16 protein-coding genes are annotated in these 20,311 nt (G+C 41.9%); 9 read left to right on the top strand and 7 right to left on the bottom strand.

Features of this window, described 5'->3' with window-relative positions:
- Nucleotides 1-4: 4 nt before the first annotated feature.
- Complete coding sequence (locus AADY36_RS01095) at nt 5-721, bottom strand: ComF family protein (RefSeq protein ID WP_342408401.1); 717 nt, start codon at nt 719-721, stop codon at nt 5-7.
- A gap of 58 nt (nt 722-779) precedes the next feature.
- Between AADY36_RS01095 and bioH the strand changes: the two genes are divergently transcribed.
- The 5 genes from bioH to AADY36_RS01120 all read left to right on the top strand — a co-directional run bounded on the left by bioH (nt 780) and on the right by AADY36_RS01120 (nt 9,049).
- A complete protein-coding gene (bioH, locus tag AADY36_RS01100) occupies nt 780-1,517 on the top strand; it encodes a pimeloyl-ACP methyl ester esterase BioH (RefSeq protein WP_342409254.1) in 738 nt (245 codons plus the stop codon).
- Nucleotides 1,518-1,618: 101 nt separating this feature from the next.
- On the top strand, nt 1,619-1,927 hold the full coding sequence (locus tag AADY36_RS01105) for a hypothetical protein (protein WP_054554434.1): 309 nt from the start codon (nt 1,619-1,621) through the stop codon (nt 1,925-1,927).
- A gap of 5 nt (nt 1,928-1,932) precedes the next feature.
- On the top strand, nt 1,933-2,799 hold the full coding sequence (locus AADY36_RS01110; RefSeq protein WP_054562859.1) for a putative metalloprotease CJM1_0395 family protein: 867 nt from the start codon (nt 1,933-1,935) through the stop codon (nt 2,797-2,799).
- 208 nt (nt 2,800-3,007) lie between these two features.
- Nucleotides 3,008-3,739 carry an outer membrane beta-barrel protein gene (locus AADY36_RS01115; protein WP_342408402.1) on the top strand — a complete coding sequence of 244 codons (732 nt, stop codon included), beginning with the start codon at nt 3,008-3,010 and terminating at the stop codon, nt 3,737-3,739.
- A gap of 309 nt (nt 3,740-4,048) precedes the next feature.
- On the top strand, nt 4,049-9,049 hold the full coding sequence (locus AADY36_RS01120) for a S8 family serine peptidase (protein WP_342408403.1): 5,001 nt from the start codon (nt 4,049-4,051) through the stop codon (nt 9,047-9,049).
- A gap of 123 nt (nt 9,050-9,172) precedes the next feature.
- Here AADY36_RS01120 and AADY36_RS01125 read toward each other — a convergent pair whose 3' ends face one another.
- From AADY36_RS01125 to greB, 4 genes are all read right to left on the bottom strand, one after another.
- Nucleotides 9,173-11,488: a Tex family protein gene (locus tag AADY36_RS01125; protein ID WP_342408404.1), complete on the bottom strand. Its 2,316-nt coding sequence runs from the start codon at nt 11,486-11,488 to the stop codon at nt 9,173-9,175.
- A 135-nt stretch (nt 11,489-11,623) separates the two neighbouring features.
- Nucleotides 11,624-12,205: a CBS domain-containing protein gene (locus tag AADY36_RS01130; RefSeq protein ID WP_054562855.1), complete on the bottom strand. Its 582-nt coding sequence runs from the start codon at nt 12,203-12,205 to the stop codon at nt 11,624-11,626.
- Between the two features lie 49 nt (nt 12,206-12,254).
- Nucleotides 12,255-12,560 (bottom strand): hypothetical protein, encoded by a 306-nt coding sequence (locus AADY36_RS01135; RefSeq protein WP_054562854.1) that lies wholly within the window; start codon nt 12,558-12,560, stop codon nt 12,255-12,257.
- 114 nt (nt 12,561-12,674) lie between these two features.
- Nucleotides 12,675-13,157 (bottom strand): transcription elongation factor GreB, encoded by a 483-nt coding sequence (gene greB / locus AADY36_RS01140; RefSeq protein WP_054562853.1) that lies wholly within the window; start codon nt 13,155-13,157, stop codon nt 12,675-12,677.
- Nucleotides 13,158-13,323: 166 nt separating this feature from the next.
- Here greB and ompR point away from each other — a divergent pair, with 166 nt between their 5' ends.
- Both ompR and envZ read left to right on the top strand, forming a co-directional pair.
- Nucleotides 13,324-14,043 carry an osmolarity response regulator transcription factor OmpR gene (gene ompR / locus AADY36_RS01145; RefSeq protein WP_054554428.1) on the top strand — a complete coding sequence of 240 codons (720 nt, stop codon included), beginning with the start codon at nt 13,324-13,326 and terminating at the stop codon, nt 14,041-14,043.
- Nucleotides 14,044-14,048: 5 nt separating this feature from the next.
- Nucleotides 14,049-15,344, top strand: a complete 1,296-nt coding sequence (envZ, locus tag AADY36_RS01150; protein WP_054562852.1) for a two-component system sensor histidine kinase EnvZ — start codon at nt 14,049-14,051, stop codon at nt 15,342-15,344.
- A 106-nt stretch (nt 15,345-15,450) separates the two neighbouring features.
- Here envZ and AADY36_RS01155 read toward each other — a convergent pair whose 3' ends face one another.
- Together AADY36_RS01155 and AADY36_RS01160 are read right to left on the bottom strand one after the other, a co-directional pair.
- Entirely contained in the window at nt 15,451-16,032 is a 582-nt protein-coding gene (locus tag AADY36_RS01155; RefSeq protein WP_342408405.1) for a hypothetical protein, read from the bottom strand.
- 203 nt (nt 16,033-16,235) lie between these two features.
- Nucleotides 16,236-18,278 (bottom strand): glycoside hydrolase family 97 protein, encoded by a 2,043-nt coding sequence (locus tag AADY36_RS01160; RefSeq protein ID WP_342408406.1) that lies wholly within the window; start codon nt 18,276-18,278, stop codon nt 16,236-16,238.
- A 160-nt stretch (nt 18,279-18,438) separates the two neighbouring features.
- Here AADY36_RS01160 and AADY36_RS01165 point away from each other — a divergent pair, with 160 nt between their 5' ends.
- Complete coding sequence (locus AADY36_RS01165) at nt 18,439-19,056, top strand: methylamine utilization protein (protein WP_342408407.1); 618 nt, start codon at nt 18,439-18,441, stop codon at nt 19,054-19,056.
- Entirely contained in the window at nt 19,043-20,272 is a 1,230-nt protein-coding gene (locus AADY36_RS01170) for a hypothetical protein (protein ID WP_342409255.1), read from the top strand. Before AADY36_RS01165 ends, AADY36_RS01170 begins: the two co-directional genes overlap by 14 nt.
- Nucleotides 20,273-20,311 lie beyond the last annotated feature (39 nt).

Consider the following 20,311-nt stretch of genomic DNA (forward strand, 5'->3'; position numbering starts at 1 on the left):
ACACTTAATCATAATGCAGGTTGCCTAACCCTGTTAGGCAAGTGAGCATAGCCCATACCTGCTTTGCCCCTGCATTTTTTATGGCTTCTGTCGCAGCATTTATGGTTGCGCCAGAGGTCATCACATCATCAATAATTGCCACGGTTTTTCCTGTTAAATCTTGGTGACAAACAAACGCATTTTGTAGATTTTTAACTCTTTTCGCTTTACTTAACTGTGATTGCGCTTTGGTTGCTTTTTGCTTGTAAAGAGCCGTGCTAACAGTACATTGTTGGTTTTTCAAAACAGGCAGCCAAGTTTGGCTTACCTGATTAAAGCCGCGTGCCAAAAAGCGCTGATTATGCAGAGGCAGCACAATAAAAAGATCGGGCCAATTTGTATTAACTTGACGAGCTAATTGCAGCTGTTTCTCTACTACTTGTTGTAGTGCCACACGAAAATATTGCTGGTCATTAAATTTCAATTGCTTGAGCCAAAGCTTAAAAGGTGCTTGATACCAAGCACAGGCAATTAAATGATCAAAATTACTATCAGGAAATGCATCACATATATCTGGTCGGTGTAACAAATTTGGATGGCGTGTAAGGTCAAATAAATTAAGGTCATCTAAACAATACTGACACAAAGCTTGATCAGCCTGTATGTGATTTTGGCAGCTAATGCAAAAGTTGGGGAATAGTGCGTCTAGCCCTAGTTTTAAGACATGAGGTAAGTGAGACATTGCATTCATTCCTTTAAACGCTATTATGAGCGCTAAGTGTGGTTGGGAAATACAAAATATGCAAAATGAGATGGTGCTATTACATGGCTGGGGAATGAACCAAGGGGTTTGGCAAGTGATCAAACCTGAGCTTGAGTTTTTTCATGATGGTGAAGTCCGTTGCCTCGACTTACCTGGCTTTGGTAACGCGCAGTCAATCCCTACACTTTACACTTTGCACGCTGCAGCTGAGCAACTAAGTACACAGCTAAATGATCAGTCTATTCTTGTTGGCTGGTCGTTGGGCGGACTTTTTGCCATGTATATTGCAGCACATTGGCCTGACAAAGTCGCAAAGGTTGTATTGGTTGCCTCAACGCCTTTTTTTGCGCAAACCGACGAATGGCCGGGTATTAAACCTGACGTATTGAACGCATTTAAAGATCAGCTAGTTAGTCACAGAGAAAAAACGATAGAACGGTTTTTGGCGATACAAGCAATGGGCAGTGAATCAGCTCGAGATGACATTAAGCAACTTAAAGCACTTTTAAACCAATACCCTGCGCCTCAAGAGCAAGCTTTAAGTGCGGGCTTAGACATTTTACAGCAGGATGATTTACGGGAACTATTCGCTAACCTTAGCGTACCTGTGCGTGGTATTTTCGGTCGCTTAGATTCATTAGTACCTTATCGCGCGATTGAAAAAATGCATGCCTTACACCCTCAGTTTGAATATGAAGTTTTAGATAAGGCCTCACACGCGCCTTTTATTTCACATAAAGCGTCATTTATATCAGCACTGAAATCAATGTGTTAAGCAAAACTCGCTGAGAGGCCAGAAAAATAGCGGGATTTAGCTTTATTTTGCTCGTTTTATGAGCGATACTTAACGGGTAGATCTCACTGTTGGAGGGTGTTATGCCAATCAGTTCTGTTTTTAATAATGCGGTAGAAGGTTATAACCGTGCAAGCCAAGGTATCGAAAAGGCGAGCGCTGAGATTAGCCGTGCCTCAATTGATCAGCAAGATGATGCCCAATTAGCTCAACAACGCCAATTACAAGCGGCAACTCCAAATGAAGCTGTAACTCCGCCAGTTTCACAACCTGCCCCAATCGATGAGTCGCTTGTTAATTTAAAAGTTGAAGAGTTTAATGCAAAAGCCAATATCAACACGATTCAGACTGCTGATGAAGTGCTCGGTACATTAATAGATATTAAAGTTTAGTACTTATGAATATCGTCACTCCGTTTCCTTCGATTAATATCAACACAGCGAATGTGCACACCGAAAGTGCTCGCCGTGATAATCAGTTACGTGAAGTGATCCCGCCTCCTGCTGCTACCAAGCCGAGTAACGCAGAAAATAAAACCCTGAATGATGGCGACAAAACCAAGCAGCCAGGTTCTGAAGCTGGTACGTATGATGCTAAAGGTCGTCTAGCTGAAGACAAAGTGATTGAAGAACGTCAGCAAGGTGGTGAGCAGGGTGAGCCTGAACAATCAGAGCAAGAACAGCAAGAAGCTAAACAAGAGCAGCAAAAAGAGCAAAAGGTTGCAGAGCAAGAGCAACAAGACACTGAGCAAATTAAAGAGCTAAAAGCCCGCGATACCGAAGTGCGTATTCATGAACAAGCGCATGCAGCGGTAGGAGGGCAATATGCTGGCTCACCAAGTTATGAGTATCAACGCGGCCCAGATGGTACAAACTATGCCGTGGGCGGCGAGGTGCAAATTGATGTTGCTGAAATTAAAGGTGACCCAAAAGCTACAATTGAAAAAATGCAGACGGTGCGTGCAGCTGCGCTTGCACCTCAAGAGCCTTCAAGTGCTGATCGCTCAATTGCTGCCGATGCCACACAAAAGCTTATGGCAGCGCAAGCTGAGCTTGCCAGTCAATCAGTTGATGACGATGCTGACTCAGGCAAATCGACCTTCAAAATAAACAGTGAGTATGCCGAAGATAGCGCTACTCAAACCAGCGAAACTAAAACAGCCAAGCGTGATGTAGAAGTAGACGAGCGTGCCGCACGTATTGCTAATTTTTATCAAGCGGCTACCTCGCCCACGAACCAAAACCAGTTCTCTGCCTTTATTTAACTAATATCAATTAACAGTATCAGTTAATCACTTTGCGGTTAAAACTTGTCGCTAACGAAGTTTAAATACTACATAACTACTCACTTAATTTATTAATGACCCTAACAGTTTCTTACATTTAGACTACAAAAACGAATATTGTTTCCATTGCGGGTCCTTGCTCGCTTTGGTAGATTGTCCACGATTTATAATTAGGATGATTTAACAAATGAAATACACTCTTCTTGCTTGCGCATTATCACTTGCTTCTACCGCTGTCATGGCAGAAAACACCTCACTTCTAAGCTATGACTTTGTTGAAGCCGGATATAAAAAGACAGAAATTGATGACTTCGATGAGCTATCTCCTAAAGGTTATGGCTTTAATTTCAGTAAGCAGTTTGCTGAGAATTGGTATGTTACAGGTCATTATTCAATTTTAAATGATGATGTGACTGCAACGAATGAATTCAATGGCTCAGGTGTTTACGATAGCAATGATAATTATTTAGGTGATACTGTCATAGCTTATACTTTCGATTATGATGTTGACATGACCCGATACGAAATTGGTTTAGGTTATATTTATTCGCTATCCGATCGCACTAAAGTTGATTTTTCAGCAAAGATTGGCCAGTTAAAGATAGAAACTGACCTTAATGTTAAAGAATTTGTATCATACCAAGATCAAGTTTTTAATAGCTTTTCAGAGAATCACTCAAATTCAGAAACCGCAGATATTTTGTCTGCTAACGCGCAAATCAGACATCTATTAACTGATTCATTTGAGATCAACGCTGGCGTTGGCTACGAGCGTTTGCACGACGAAGAGAGCGAAAATAATGCTGTATTTCATGTGGGGGCAAACTATGCCTTTACACCAGCTTGGCTGATAAGCGCAAGCTATCGTGATGCAAATGATTACTCAGACCTTGCACTTTCGGTTCGTTATAACTTCTAATTTTTTAGCAGCTAGGGATGCCTTTCTCTAGCTGTTTTCACTACTCACTTTGTTTCTGTAATCGTATTTTGTACAAAACGCTACATTTTGTATAAATATCCTTCAATGCGTTTATTTTTACCGCTCTGGTGTTTGTTTAATGTTAATTTTGTATCTCAAGTGTGTACAGGTGGGTTTGACCATGTAAATCCCCCTCTGTATATGTTTGCCTGCTAAATAATTTAGTGTGTCAGCTCAAGCAATTTATGAGCTGTTTAGAATTAAATCAGTGGGAATCATATGCAACCTTGCAATAAGAAAATCGCACACTTGAAAAAAAGTTCAGTAGCCGTACTTACAGCCTTGTATGTCGGCGCTACAGGCTATGCTGCGGCAGAGCCGGGCTTTAACAAAGTGTCTGATAAAGGCTTTTATCAGCCAACATTTACAGCTGAAGATATCGCGAATTATCAACAAGAAAAACAAATCGAAGATCATCCAAGCTTACTCAAAGGAAGTGCTCAACGCTTAAACCAGCACTATCAAAGTCAGCAGCCAGAACATGTTTTTCAACCTCAAGATGGGGTGACAGGCATTCAAACATACATTGTACAAATGCATGATGAACCTGTAGCAAGTTATCAAGGTAATATTCAAGGCTTCAGCGCTACAGCTATTACTGAATCTCGCTCTTTAATGGTTAAAGAGCGTATTGATACAGCGTCGCAAAGTGTACGCGCGTATCAAGGTTTTTTAAAGCAACGTCAAACAGCAGTATTAAGTAAGGCGCGTGCAATAGGTGCCAATATTGCGATTAAAAAGCAATTTACTCTTGCAAATAACGCGGTAGTGGTCGAAATGACACAAGCTGATGCAGAGCTACTTGCGACACAATCAGGCGTAAAGCGTATTACTCCTAACCGCATTTTTGAATTACGCACAGACCGTGGTCCTGAGTTTATTGGTGCTGATCAATTATGGCAGGGTGCAACACCGGCTTCATCAGTAGGTGTTAAAGGTGAAGGTATGGTCGTAGGTATTATTGATACAGGTATCAATACAGACCATCCAGCATTTGCTAGCGACGAAGAGTACAGTGAGAAAAATCCACTAGGCGCAGGTAACTTCGTAGGTGACTGTGAGGAAGAGCCTGAGTTATGTAATGACAAGCTAATTGGTGTTCGCTCGTATCCAGAAGTCACAGCAATGAATGCTGATTATCAATTTGCACGTGCAGATCGCCGCCCTGAAAATGGTGAAGACTACAATGGTCACGGTTCTCACACAGCAAGCACTACGGCGGGTAATTACATCGAAAACACACCGCTTCAAGCTGCAACAGGTGAGAAAGTAAGTGATGGTGAAAACTTACCATTTACGTTTGAAAGTACCAGTGGTGTGGCACCTCGTGCGCACATTATTTCGTACCAAGTGTGTTATGCAGGAAACTCGGGTGATCTATATTCTGGCTGTCCTGAGTCAGCTATCTTATCAGCATTTGAAGATGCAATTGAAGATGGTGTAGATGCAATCAACTTCTCGATTGGTGGTGGTGAAAGCTTCCCGTGGGAAGACCCAATGGAAATGGCTTTCTTAAGTGCGCGTGAAGCAGGTATTTCAGTAGCAGCAGCAGCGGGTAACTCAGGCCCATATTATATGTCTGCGGATCATACTTCGCCTTGGGTAACTACAGTAGGCGCATCAACCCATGATCGTGTAATGGACTTAGGTTCTAAAACCATCAATAACTTCCAAGGAACGCGCACGCCTTATGCTGGTGAGTATTCAGGTAAGAGTTTCTCTGGCGGTATCACAGGTGAAGTTGTACTTGCCGAAAAGTACGACGACCCGAACGAAAATGATGATTACAATGCAGCAAGCTGTAATGCCCCTTTCCCTGCTGGCACGTTTACGGCTGACCAAATTGTAGTGTGTTTACGTGGTGACATTGCACGTGTCGACAAAGCTAAGAATGTGGCAGCTGGTGGAGCAGGTGGCTTCATTTTACAAAACATTAGTTCGGCGGAAAATATTGTTGCTGATAACTATGTGATCCCAGGTATTCACTTACCAGCAAACGCACGCTGGACAATTCGTAACTGGATTAATGCTAACCCTGATGGCGCAGCGATTGCGACAATTGGTGAACCAGAAAATCATTATTCATTTGATGAAGAAGCAGGTAATGAACTTGCGATCTTTAGCTCAATGGGGCCAAGTTATTACATCAATAACCTTGTTCCAGATGTGACGGCACCAGGTGTAGATATTTACGCAGCGAATGCCGATGACCAGCCATTTACAGCTTATCCAAGTGCATCTGATTGGACTTTCATGAGCGGTACTTCAATGGCTACGCCGCATGTTACTGGTGCAATGACGCTACTTATGCAAATGCACCCTGATTGGACGCCTGCAGAAATTCAATCAGCACTAATGATGACGGCGAACAAAGTGCGCATTTCTAATGGCGTTACTTTAATTGACCCATACTACAACTTCATGGCTGGTGGCGGTGCGATTGACGTAGCACAAGCTGCCAATGCGGGTCTTATCATGGATGAGACTATTGAAAACTATCATGATGCGAACCCGCGCAATGGTGGTTTAGTAGAGTGGCTTAACCTACCTTCGTTAGTTAACCAAGACTGCGAACTTGAATGTACGTGGATGCGTACAGTTAAGGCAACAAAAGATGGTACTTGGGATGCAACGGCTTATGGTTGGGCTGTTGAAGGTGAAGAAGAAAGCTCTGGTGTAGAAGTTAGCGTAACACCAAGTAATTTCACACTTCAAGCAGGTGAAACACAAGATGTGATGGTTACTATGAAGTTGCCAAATATCATCGAGTCGAAGCTTGATCCTGTTGAAGAAGGTGCGCCTTGGGACAATATCTTAAATAAAGATGCTTGGTTCAACGGTAAAGTGTTATTCAAGAACACTGATGGCGACTCACCTGATGCTCATTTCACATTAGTTGCGAAAAACGTCATTGATGAGCTACCAACCATGGTTGATATCGATATGGCACGTGCAAGTGCATCAGAATCAATCGTAGTTAATACCGATAGCTACAGTGAATTTACGCCGACTTATTATGGTCTAGTAAAACCAACGGAGATTACCGCAAATATCTTAGGTGTTTCACCTTATGTGACAAAAGACCGCGTTGAAAAAGCGTGGGATATCCAAGCGTTTGAAGTACCAGAAGGTACAAAACGCTTAATGGTTAAAGTTGCATCTACCGAGCAAACTACAGATTTAGCAGACCTTGTTGAACCTCGTTGGCAAATGAAAAAAGCACACTTGATAGTGGGTTATGATGCTAATGAAAGCGGCTCATTCATGGTTTCTGATGAAGAGATTGCGGAAGATTCTACTGCACTGATCAAAGCGCTAAATGAAGAGATGATTTGTTACTCTTCAAGCAGTGTTGAAGATAACTATTGTAATATTATTGACCCTAAGCCTGGTAAATACTGGTTTGCGACTGCAGCTCTAGCAGGTTCACGTGATGTTGGTTATCAAACAGTGACTCATTACGCCATTGTTAAAGAGCAAAATACCGGTGAATTCAGTGTATCAGCGCCACAGCAGCACAGTGGCAATGGTAACTATGAAATTGCTGTAAATTGGGATTTACCAGATGCGCAACCGAATGATGTTTATTATGGCGGCTTTGCATTAGGTAATGCAGAGGGGGCTGAAGGCACCCTTGGTTTTACATCGGTTAACTTAAAGCGTGATGCAGAAGCACTCACCCTAAATGTTGATCAAGACACTGCTCGCGCTATGGACTTAGTTAACGTTAATGTAAAACTTAAAGCTAACTATGAATCTAAGGCGCGTGACTATTCATTGTCATTGACGATTCCTGATGGCATGCAAGTTTGGCCTGAAACGCTAACTTCAAACAATGAAGAAGTTGCAGCTTCGTTAGTTGTAGAAGGCAACACGTTAACTATTCAAGGTACACAAGACGCAACGCGTAACGTACAACGTGATTATGTGGTAACTAACAACATCACTAATGAGATGTGTAAAACGCCAATGATTGATGAATTCTCGACAGGGGGATATATCGATTTATGGGGTGATTTCCGCATTCAACCTGAAGCTGCTTGGTATGAAGGTGGCTCAAATGTGTACTTTGATGTGCCAATTGATTGGTTATTCTATAAAGAAGGTGCGAAGTTTGAAATTTACAACCAAGTAAATAATAACGAAGTACGTTTACACCCAACAGGTGCAATGCAGTTCACACCTATTTGGTGGATGATGAGTGCACACCGCGGTCCAGGTTTCTTAGTTGAAGCATTGGCACCATTCTGGCGTGGTTCGTTTGAAATCGAAAATCTTCGCCATCCAACGGATCCAACAGGTCTAACGATTGCTTCTCAGTATAAAGAAGAGCGTCCTGACTTAGGTGATCTCGTATTCATGGAATTCGATAATGTGACTGATAAATACACAGGCGACACGTTTGACTATGAAGTGATTTTACGTAGTGGTATCGATGACCATGAAGGTATGTTCGAAGCTATTTTTGCTTACGATAACCTAGGCGCAGGTGTTGATGAAGGGACTATCTTTATTGAAGGTGGTGATAGTGTTTACTCTACAACTGCCGGCTTTAAAGACGGTGCATTAAGCAATGTGGTTGGTTATGACGACCTTGGCAAGATCTTACAAGATGACTTAGTGATCTGTTTTGATTATGTTGGCCCAGAGCAAAGTGAAGTTGAGTTTAACTTTACTGCTACGGTTATGCCTGATGCGAAAGGTTCTGTGCAAGATATCACCCTTGATTACCAACTAGGTAGCCAAGAAGGTGGTATGTTAATGCACTCAATCGGCGTACAAAGCAACCTGAAAATGAGCGACATCGCTGATATGACGGTAGCAGAAAATGGCCGTATCGATGGTGTTGACGTGATGGTTGTTGATGCAGACCAGTCGCCAAATGAATTAGTGGTAACCGGTGAGAACGTTACGGCTGAAGTTGACGGAATGTCGTTTAACTTAATCCCTGATGCACATTTCCATGGTGAAACAATGGTAACAGTCACAGTGCAAGACAAAGCTAACCCAGCAGACAAAGTAAGCAAAGAGTTCTTGCTTATGGTTGAGTCTGATGGTGTAGAGCTTGGTTGTACTGATGCTGCTGCGACTAACTATGATGCGACTGCGAATGAAGATGATGGTAGCTGTGAATTCGCTTCACAAGTAACACCAGAAACTGAAGCGGAAACTAAGAGTTCTTCAAGCGGCTCATTAGGTCACTTCATTGTGTTACTACTGCCATTACTTGCACTTCGTCGTCGTAAGTAATAGCGATAAAGGCTCAGTTTATTGAGCCTTTCATAGCAACGAGACTGATTAAGTTGCTATACAAATAAAAAACCGCGTAAGTTTACACTTACGCGGTCTTTTTCGACTTATGCCTACAGTCTATTATTTTTTCACTTTTGCATTGGCAAATGCATCTGCAAAGGCATTACCCATGGCAACATTGCCAAATTCGCGTTTTTGCTTAGGTGCACTTTTCGCTTTCGCAGCTGGCTTAGGTTTGCTAGCTGGTGCGGCTTTATTGCTGGTATCAACATCATCATCTAAACGCATGGTAAAGCTAATACGTTTACGAGCAGCATCTACTTCAACTACTTTTACTTTTACAATATCGCCCGCTTTAACCACTTCACGTGGATCAGAGATAAACTTGTTAGTAATCGCAGAAATATGCACTAAACCATCTTGGTGTACGCCTACATCAACGAAGGCACCAAAGTTAGCAACGTTAGACACTACACCTTCTAAAATCATACCTGGTTTTAGGTCGTTAATGGTTTCAACACCGGCCTTAAACTCAGCAGTTTTAAACTCAGGGCGCGGGTCACGACCCGGTTTATCAAGTTCTTTGATAATGTCGGTAACAGTTGGTAAACCAAATTTTTCGTCTGTGTAGTCGTTTGCAACGAGCTTATTTAGGATGTCAGAGTTACCAATTAGGCTGTTTACATCTAAGCTGTTCTTCTCGCAGATACGCTTAACAACCGGGTAGGCTTCAGGGTGAACTGACGAGTTATCAAGAGGATCTGAGCCTGTGCTGATACGTAAGAAACCGGCAGCTTGTTCAAAGGCTTTAGGTCCTAAACGTTCAACCTTTTTCAGTTCAGAGCGTTTGTTGAATGAGCCATTCGCATCACGGTAGCTAACAATATTTTGTGCTAAGGTTTTGTTTAAGCCAGATACGCGAGTCAGTAGTGGCACCGACGCCATATTTAAGTCTACACCTACTGAGTTTACACAGTCTTCAACCACTGATGTTAGCGTTTGACCAAGTTGGCTTTGCGATACATCGTGCTGATATTGACCTACACCGATTGATTTAGGCTCAATTTTTACCAGCTCAGCAAGTGGATCTTGTAAGCGGCGCGCAATAGACACAGCACCACGTAGTGAAACATCAAGGTTAGGGAATTCATTAGCGGCAAACTCAGATGCCGAATAAACAGAAGCGCCGGCTTCACTAACCATCACTTTATTAAGTTTAAGCTCAGTGTTGGCTTTAATCAGTTCAGCTACTAATTTGTCAGATTCACGTGAAGCCGTGCCATTACCAATAGCGATTAGCTCAACTTTATGCTGGCGGCATAATTGCTCAAGAGTACGAAGCGATTTGTCCCAATGATTTTGTGGTGCGTGCGGGAAAATCGTTTGTGTTGTTAACAGCTTGCCAGTGCTATCTACAACGGCAATTTTACAACCAGTACGTAAACCAGGATCCAGACCTAACGTGGTACGTGGGCCTGCAGGAGCGGCCATTAATAAATCTTTTAAGTTCTTAGCAAAAACGTCAATTGCGCCGGTTTCTGCTTTTTCGCGCATTGCACCTAAAAATTCATTCTCAAGGTGAAGGCTTAACTTAATTTTCCATGCCCATTGCACTACGCCCATTAACCAAGCGCTTGCAGCAGAATTGCTAACATCTAAGCGATAATGATCGGCAATCATTTGTGCGCACACTTGCGCCGGATTTTCTGCGCTAGGCTCTGGGTTGATACTAAGTTGTAATACGCCTTCATTGCGAGCACGTAGCATAGCAAGTGCACGGTGTGATGGTACTTTTTTAAGCGGTTCTTGATGCTCGAAGTAGTCTCGGTACTTTACACCTTCATTTTCTTGACCAGCAATTACAGTACTTTCAATCTGACCATGTTGTGCGATATGGCTACGGAATTTAGCTAGCAATTTTGCGTCTTCAGCAAAGCGTTCCATTAAGATAAATTTAGCACCATCTAGCACTGCTTTATTATCTGCAAAACCTGCATCAGCATTAATGTAATCACTTGCTTGTTGTTCTGGGTCGAGACTTGGGTTGTTAAATAGCGCATCGGCAAGCGGCTCAATGCCCGCTTCAATGGCAATTTGCCCTTTTGTACGACGTTTAGGTTTGAAAGGCAGATATAAATCTTCAAGCTCAGTTTTACTGTCAGCGTTATTAATATCAGCACTTAGTTCGGCTGTTAGCTTGCCTTGCTCTTCAATAGTATTAAGGATAAAGCTACGGCGTTCTTCTAATTCACGTAAATACGATAAGCGCTGTTCAAGTAAACGTAGTTGCGTGTCATCTAAGCCACCAGTTACTTCTTTACGATAACGGGCGATAAAAGGAACTGTGGCACCTTCATCAAGTAATTTGATTGCAGCAACAACCTGTGGTTGCTGGGCACTTAGCTCTGTTGCTAAGCGTGCAGAGATATTGCTCATGCATAAACCTTTTTAAAAATAGAAAATCAGTAAAACTGAAGATTAATTGCCTGAATAATATCACAATAAGAAGGCCTTAAAAGCACTGCTTTTAAGGCCTGCAAAAATAGTCTTACACAACGCAGATTTTAACGCTTAGTGCGGGTGATCAACCTGCTGTAATACTTCGCTAAAGCCATTAGCAATTGGGTTGATATTAACAGGAATATGTAATTTTTTAGCGATCTCTCGAGCTGAAATCAAACCACATATTTCTTGTTTAGCACTGGTTACTAATAAGAACATCATACCTTGGTGTTCCATGGTTTGCAGTGCATCGCCAATACTTGCGTAGCTGATGCTTTGCAGGCTCACACCAGCTAAGCTGCTAAGTGGCGTCATTACATCGTGTAAAGTAATTTCTTCACGGTGTAAGTTCAAGCGCTGTGCAAGGATCATAATTTTTGAGCTTTGCAGATCGGCACTAGAAGTAATACCGAGTAGTTTATCTTCATTATCAACCACTAAAATAAAATCTGAGCAACAGCTATTTGTTTGCTTTAAAGCATCAACAATAGTGGTGCTGTAATGTGCACGTAAAGGATCTTTTTTAGTAAAGCTATTAAGTACTTTTAAAGCTGAAGAAGTGAGATCTAGTGTTGGCTCAACTTCATTCACTGCATTAGATAATGCGCCATTAGAGATATCTTGAAGACGTAATTCTTTGAAATTATTCATTTTGGTCACCATACATTTTAATAAAACTGAAATAGAAAATTTGAGTTAATTAAAAAGCAGGTGGCCCTCGCTGGTGCGCGCTATAAACAGACACCTTATTACAAGGGTGAACATACGAAACCACACGTGCATCTGGCAGTGGTTGGGCTACATTAGCAACGAACGCAGGTGTATGTTTATCGAGGTCGGTATCTAAGTTGGCAGGGTCTGCACTATCACACGCAATAAAGTGAGCGGTTGGCGTAACACTGTCTGAATGGCTCTCTATATCACTGGCGTAAGATATCAAACTCACACTAATTAATAGTGCGAATACAATGGCATTACTCATTATGCGTTGTATTGCGTTTGACATACTTACTACCTTCTAAAACTCAAGTAATGATTTATCTTGAGTACCTTTAGTTATAGATCACATTTTTAGACTAAACAATCACTAATTAACGCTTTCTGAATTTTCTGGCAAAAATTATTTCGCATCCGGATAAGTTATCTCATTGATATACCATTCTTTTGCGCCTTCAGGCGTGTTCACCGAAAAGTCATCATCTACTTGTTTGCCAAGTAGCGCTCGAGCCATAGGTGCATCAATCGAAATGTAATCTTTGCGTTCGTAAATTTCGTCGGGGCCGACAATACGAAAGCGCTTTGTTTCGCCCTGTTCATTCTCAATTTCGACCCAAGCACCAAAAAACACTTTTCCTGCTTGCTGTGGGTTGTAGTCAACAATTTTAAGATCTGGCATGCGTTTACGAAGATAGCGTACGCGGCGATCTATCTGTCGTAAAACACGTTTATTAAATTGATAATCGGCGTTTTCAGAACGGTCGCCTAAGCTTGCTGCCCAAGTAACAATTTTGGTAATTTCAGGGCGCTTTTCATGCCATAAGTAGTCATGTTCTTGTTGTAATTGCTGATACCCTTCTCGGGTTATTAAATTTGTCTTTGCCATTTTATTCAGCCTAAAAAGAAAACCAGCTGCAAAGTATAAAAGTCTTTTACCTTTGTCGAGTCGGATTTTGAAATGTTCAGTAACAATCTAAGCGCGTAATTCGTTTTTTATTCTTAACTTTTTCATTTATATTAATAAGTAACATATTACAAAAAGAATGAAAGTTATGGGACACGAAACGACAAAAGTATTGGTTGTTGATGACGATATGCGCTTACGTAGTTTGCTAGAGCGTTACCTTGTAGAACAAGGCTTTATTGTTCGCTCAGCAGCAAATTCAGAGCAAATGGATCGCTTATTAGAGCGCGAGAACTTCCACTTGATTGTATTAGATTTAATGTTACCAGGTGAAGATGGGTTATCAATTTGCCGTCGTTTACGTCAAAAAGAAAATGACATTCCAATTGTAATGCTCACAGCCAAAGGCGATGAAGTTGACCGCATAATCGGTTTAGAGCTTGGTGCTGATGATTATATTCCTAAACCATTCAACCCACGTGAACTGTTAGCGCGTATTAAAGCAATTTTACGTCGTCGTGCTAAAGAAGTGCCAGGTGCGCCGGCTGCCGAAGAAAACGAAATTAGCTTTGGTGACTTCACACTAAACCTTGCGACCCGCGAAATGAGCCATGGTGATAAAACAATGTCGTTAACCAGTGGTGAGTTTGCGGTATTAAAAGCGTTAGTGACTCATCCTCGTGAACCGCTTAGTCGCGATAAATTGATGAACTTAGCACGTGGCCGAGATTACAGTGCGCTTGAGCGCAGTATCGATGTTCAGGTTTCACGCTTACGCCGTATGATTGAAGTGGATGCCGCTAATCCTCGTTATATACAAACAGTATGGGGCTTAGGCTACGTATTTGTGCCAGACGGTGAAAAATAACAGTAATGGGCATGTTTCCACGTAGTGCGTTTGGACAAACGGTATTTTTGGTTGCGGCCCTGCTGTTAATCAATCAAATTGTCTCTTATATCACGGTCAGTTTTTATGTTGTTAAACCAACTATAGAACAAGTAAACCTGATCCTTTCGAAACAGGTGAAAACCGTGTTTATCGAATGGGAAGAAGGGGTTGAGGTAAGCAAGGAAGCCTCAGACAAGTTTTTTGAGATCACCGGCATCGAAGTGATGACCCAGCGTCAAGCGATGAGTGAGGGGTTGGCTGAAACTCGTGAGTACTCCATGCTATCGCGCAGTATGTCGAAAGAACTCAATGGCTCTGCTCGGGTACGAATAAGCCAAACCGATCCACTTGTTTACTGGGTTGAAGCACCGCAAGCACCGGGTTATTGGGTGCGCGTGCCGCTCACCGGCCTGCAAGAAAACAACCTGAAGTTCTTAACCTTTTATTTATCGAGTATTGGCTTTTTAAGTGTACTCGGTGGGTGGTTGTTTGCCCGCCATCTAAATAGACCTTTAAAGGCACTGCAACAAGCCGCTGTTAAAGTAGGGGTGGGTGACTTTTCTACCAAGCTAGAAGAGCAAGGCTCTACTGAAGTTATTGAAGTAACCCGTGCGTTTAACCAAATGTCGCGAGGAATTGCTGCCCTTGAGAATGACCGTCGGTTATTAATGGCAGGTGTTTCTCATGACTTGCGCACGCCGCTTACACGTATTCGCCTTGCCACCGAAATGATGTCGGACGATGAAGATTACCTGCGTGAAGGGATCATTCATGATATTGAAGACATGAATGCCATTATCGACCAATTCATTGAATATTTACGCCATCACAAACGTGAAGAACTTGAGCTAGAAGACTTAAACGCGATTGTTTCTGAAGTTGTCGAAGCTGAACAAAAACATCACCGCACTATTACCTTTAAAGAGAATCCGAGCTTAAGCGAAGTACCAGTGAGTATGGTAGCAATAAAGCGTGTTGTTACTAATATGATTGAAAACGCAATTCGCTATTCAGATGGTGATATAGAGGTTGAAACCCGCGTGAGCAGTAATAAAAAGTTTGCCATGGTCGTGGTTAACGATCACGGCCCGGGGATCCCAGAAAGCGAACTTGAAACTGTATTTGAACCGTTTAAACAAGGTGATGCCGCTCGCGGTAGCGAAGGCAGTGGCTTAGGCCTTGCGATAATTAAACGTATTGTCGATATGCACGGCGGCCGAGTACAACTACTTAATCGTCCAGAAGGTGGCCTAAGCGCGCAAATCTATTTGCCTTTTTAAAAGTATTTAGCTTTAAGCTATGAGTTTCAAGCAGCCCGAGTGGGCTGCTTTTTTATGGGTGGAGATTTACAGAGCAGTTAGTTACTTATAATTTAAGTTGCCACAGTTATGAGTTATCAATAAAACTAGTTTTAAAGTGCTTTCTTGCTTTGAAAGGTGCTGAAGCAATGATGAAATTTAAAGAAAGTAACAAGATAACTATTAAGATAGTTAGCCAGTTTAAAGCCATCTGAATGAGAGTTGGTGGTTTATAAAAGCCAAAATGCATGAAGTCGGCAATTAAAATTTTATTCTTATAAATTAAGCCGTTACAAAAATTGCCAAGTGCAAAAAAAGATACACTAACCAGAAATAGCATAGCAGTTATAGTTGCCACTTTGAGCTTTAAAATATTTACCTTTATATATTTCGTTAAAAAATATAGAAATACTAAAAACGCAATACTGCTTACAAAGAGCGTGGCACCTAGCCCTAGAGTTAGTAGATTTGAAACCACCCATACTGGCTTTACAGTTATTGGCAAATCATTCGGATTTATGTCGTCAGTCACTAAAAAGATGTAAATAGACATATAAGTCAAAATACTGATTACAGTGATCGGAATATGCCAAAGTAATTCACGCTTTTCTTTTTTTCGAGCTGTTTTATGTGCGGTATTTCTCTGTGCAAGTCTTTCTAAAGGGTCCATTCTTTACTTACCTGAGTAATCATTCAAAAAATTTACCTTTGAGAAAGGTGATTTGCAAGTAACCATAGCCAATACTCGTCCTCCTATTTCTCAAAACAATAAAAAAGCGCGACATCAAATGCCGCGCTCTTCATAATTTTTAGCAACTAGCAACTAGCAACTAGCAACTAGCAACTAGCAACTAGCAACTAGCAACTAGCAACTTACATCGCTTTAAATCGAATCGCTGTGCCGCCGCTGGTGGCAAGCTTTAACGTTAGCTTATCATCAGCAGTAACAATGCGTTTTTCTACTTTTAAGTCGTAAGGGTTATTTACCCATTCGGCTTTGTCACCGTCACGGTAGATTTGCGCTTCAAACTTTTTACCTTTATCTAAGAAGTCTAACTTCACTTCTAAAGTGCGAGCTTTTTCGTCTGTAACAGCACCTAGATACCAGTCGTTACCTGAGTATTGATCACGCTTGCGTTCTTTACGTGCAAACACAACGTAGTCGCCAACTTCACCTTGTAGTGCAATACTTTGTTGCCAATCAGTTGGTACATCCTGAATAAACTGGAATGCATCTGGCTTCGCTAAGTAGTTACGTGGTAAATCTGCCGCCATTTGAATTGGGCTGTACATTACAACGTATAGCGCTAATTGCTTCGCTAGGGTTGTTTGTGGGCGGTTGGTATCAGCACCTAAACCGTTAAAGCCCATATCAAAAATACCTGGCGTAAAATCCATTGGGCCTGCAAGCATACGGGTGAAAGCTAGCATAGGAATATGCTCTGGTGGGTTCGGTGGTGTACCCCATGCGTTAAATTCTTGACCACGGGCACCTTCACGAGCAATCCAGTTCGGGTATGTACGACGTAGGCCGGTATCTTTCACAGGCTCATGTGTGTTGATACTAATTTTATGCTTTGCAGCTAGTTTTACGTTGTGTAGGTATTCATTAACCATGAACTGACCATCGTGCCATTCTTTGCGTACAATGCCGTTTTCATCGATACGCTTGATGTTACCACCGTCGGCGACATAACCTGTTTTAACTTGGCTTACATTTGATTTTTCGTATAACGCAAATGCATCTTCCATTTGGTTACGGTAGTTGGTCACGTTGCCCGAAGTTTCGTGGTGACCAATTAATTGTACGCCTTTTTCTTTGCCGTAACGTGTCAGCTCTTCAATATCAAAGTCGTCGTAAGGTTGTGTGAAGCTAAATACGTCACCGTTAAAAAACCAGTCGCCATCCCAGCCAATATTCCAGCCTTCAACTAACACGCCATCGAAGCCATATTTAGCAGCGAAGTCCATGTAATACTTAGTGTTTGCAGTGGTTGCTCCATGAATTTTACCGCTACCCCAAGTATTTTCATTGATGTGCATACCCCACCAAATACCTACGTATTTACCGGGTTTTACCCAAGATACATCACCCAGTTTATTTGGTTCGTTTAAGTTTAAGATGATATCTGAGTTGATTAAATCAACGGCTTCATCACCAATTTGAATTGTACGCCAAGGAGTATTAAATGCGCCTTGTTTTTTGACCGCTACACCGTCTGACCAAGGTGTTAGATCGGCTTGGAAGGTACCATCACGACGTTGATTTAAAACCATGCCTGCATAATCAACAAGGGCAGCTTCGTGAATACTGATATGCACACCCTCTTTATTTTTTATAGTAAATGGTGTGTGCACAAGTGCTGCTTTATGAAGTGGGGTGGTGTTATAAACATATTCATAACGGTTCCAACCACGAGCGGGGATCCACCAAGCTGTTGCATCTGATGAATCTGTAATAGCAAACTCTGTAAGCTCTTTAGTGATTTCTACATCATCATAGCCAGCTTGTTTTGGTAATTCGTATCGAAAGCCTACACCATCATTAAAAGCACGGAAACGTACCGTAAATGTGCCACCTTGTGGTTGTGGTTTTTTAAAGGTAACAGCGACTTCGTTATGGTTATCAACCACAGTTTGGCGTTCACCCCAAGGTTGCTCCCAGCTACTTTTTACCGAATCAGTGGTTTGGCTGCTAATTTTATAACCTTCACTCATTGCTGGTTGTTGTTTAAAAACAAGGCCTAACGAAGAGTTAGCAATGACTTGTTTACCGGCAAAGCTGATTTCGTAGCTAGGTGTGTGTTGCTCATCTGAGATAGTTACTTTGATCTGCCCATCAGGTGAACTGACGGTTGTGGTTTGTGCTAGGCAAGTACCTGAAAAGGCTGCTAACATTAAGGCAGTTAATCGCATTGTTGTTCCTTGGCGGCTTATGGTTATGGATTGTTGTCATGTATTCACATATATCCTTAAAGCATAAAGTGACTTGCTGGTTAATACGAGAGATCTGCATACGTATTCAACAAAGTGAACGCGGCGATATCCAGCCCAGCACCTAAAAAGGTTTAGCAAAATGACAAGAATAACCCTCTTGCTACTACTATTGTTTAGTCAATGTTTATTGGCACAGCAAATACAGATAGTTGATAAGCAGAATCAACCTGTCAAAAATGCAGTGGTTTGGCTTAAAGGCTCAAAACAACTCACATCTCTTGATAGTCATTACACGATGAGCCAAAAAAAACGTGCCTTTGTGCCTCATGTGTTGGCAGTGCCACAAGGGGCTAATGTTGAGTTTCCTAACCTTGATTCAATCATGCACCACGTTTATTCATTTTCTAAAGCAAAGCAATTTGAGTTAAAGCTTTACCACGATAAACCAGAAAAACCGATTAACTTTGCACAATCGGGGGTTGTTGAGCTTGGCTGTAACATTCATGACTGGATGCTGGGTTACATTGTGGTTGTAGATGGGGGGATTTATGGGCAAACAGATGAGCAAGGTATGGTTGAGTTAAGCTTACCAGAAGGTAAGTTTACTTTGGCTGTTTGGCATGACCGCTTTAATGATATCAGCACACCAGAAACCATCGATGTGACTAACAATGCAAAGTCATTGAGCTACCAGCTAAAACAAGCCTTATTACCAAGACTAGAATTAAGCAGTGACGAGTTTGATGATTATGAATAAATGGCAAGCTTTAGCACTGGCGAGTGTTTTTGGGTTGCCTGCAGTGGCATTTGCTGAGCATGATGGGCTGGTAACTGTTTCGGCTGTGCGTGGTGACCAACTAGCGAGCTATCAGCGCAAAGGAATTGGCTTATACCGTTATGACCAAGAGCATGATGGTGTTGTGATATCCCAAGCTATGCTGAGTAGTCGTTTTGAGTTAACGAGTGATTGGTCTGCGCATACAGTGCTTAACGCCCATCCTGATCCTGAACTAACAGTCGGTTTTACTCAGGCTTATTTACAATATCAACCGCTCACTGCAAGTCGTTACAAATGGGCTGTTAAAGCGGGTGGCTTTTATCCAAAAATGTCACTTGAAAACCCACAAAATGGTTGGATGTCACCTTATAACTACACTAATTCTGCGATTAATAGCTGGATTGGCGAAGAGGTGCGGGCCTTTGGTTTAGAGGCAAACATCAAGCGCCCAGGTAGAAAATTTAGAAGTAACCATAGCTTTGAAGGCTTTGCTGCGGTTTTTAAAGGTAACGATCCAGCTGGAACACTACTGTCATGGCGAGGGTTCGCTATGCATGACCGGCAAACCACGTTCAACGAACAAATCGACTTTGCTATTCCACATTCTTTTGAGTGGATGCAGTTAGATAAGCAAGCTGAGTATGTTGAGCCTTTCGAAGAAGTCGATGGGCGCTTTGGTTATTACGTCGGTGCACATTGGGATTATCAAAAAAAATCGCAATTACGTGTTTATTATTATGACAACAATGGCGATCCAGGTGCGTTGAATACCCGTACTGGTCAGTATGCGTGGGATACACGTTTTTTAAGCGCGGCATGGTTATATAAGTTTAATAAGCAAACCCGCATTATTGTTCAGATCCTTGATGGTAAAACTGCGATGGGTACAAATCGTGGGGTAGACAATGATTTTTATAGTCATTTTGTTCTATTAAGTCACAAGTTGGACCAGCATCGTCTCACAATTAGGTATGATTATTTTAAGGTTAGCGATCATGATGATTGGCAATTTGATCCTAATCAAAGTCGTGGAGAAGCTTTAACCGCAAGTTGGCGTTATCAACTGTCGACCAAGTGGCAAGTAGGTGCTGAATATTCAGTGCTGAGCAGTGACGCTCAAAATAGACCTGGTATGGGATTTAATGAGCATAACTCGCAGCAGCAATTACAACTTTCAGCGAGCTGGCACTTTTAATTTCATACACTTTTTCAGTTTTTCTACTAACATTCTAAT

The organism is Pseudoalteromonas sp. D15MCD-2 (assembly GCF_038562745.1).
In the GTDB taxonomy this organism is placed as follows: Bacteria; Pseudomonadota; Gammaproteobacteria; order Enterobacterales; family Alteromonadaceae; genus Pseudoalteromonas.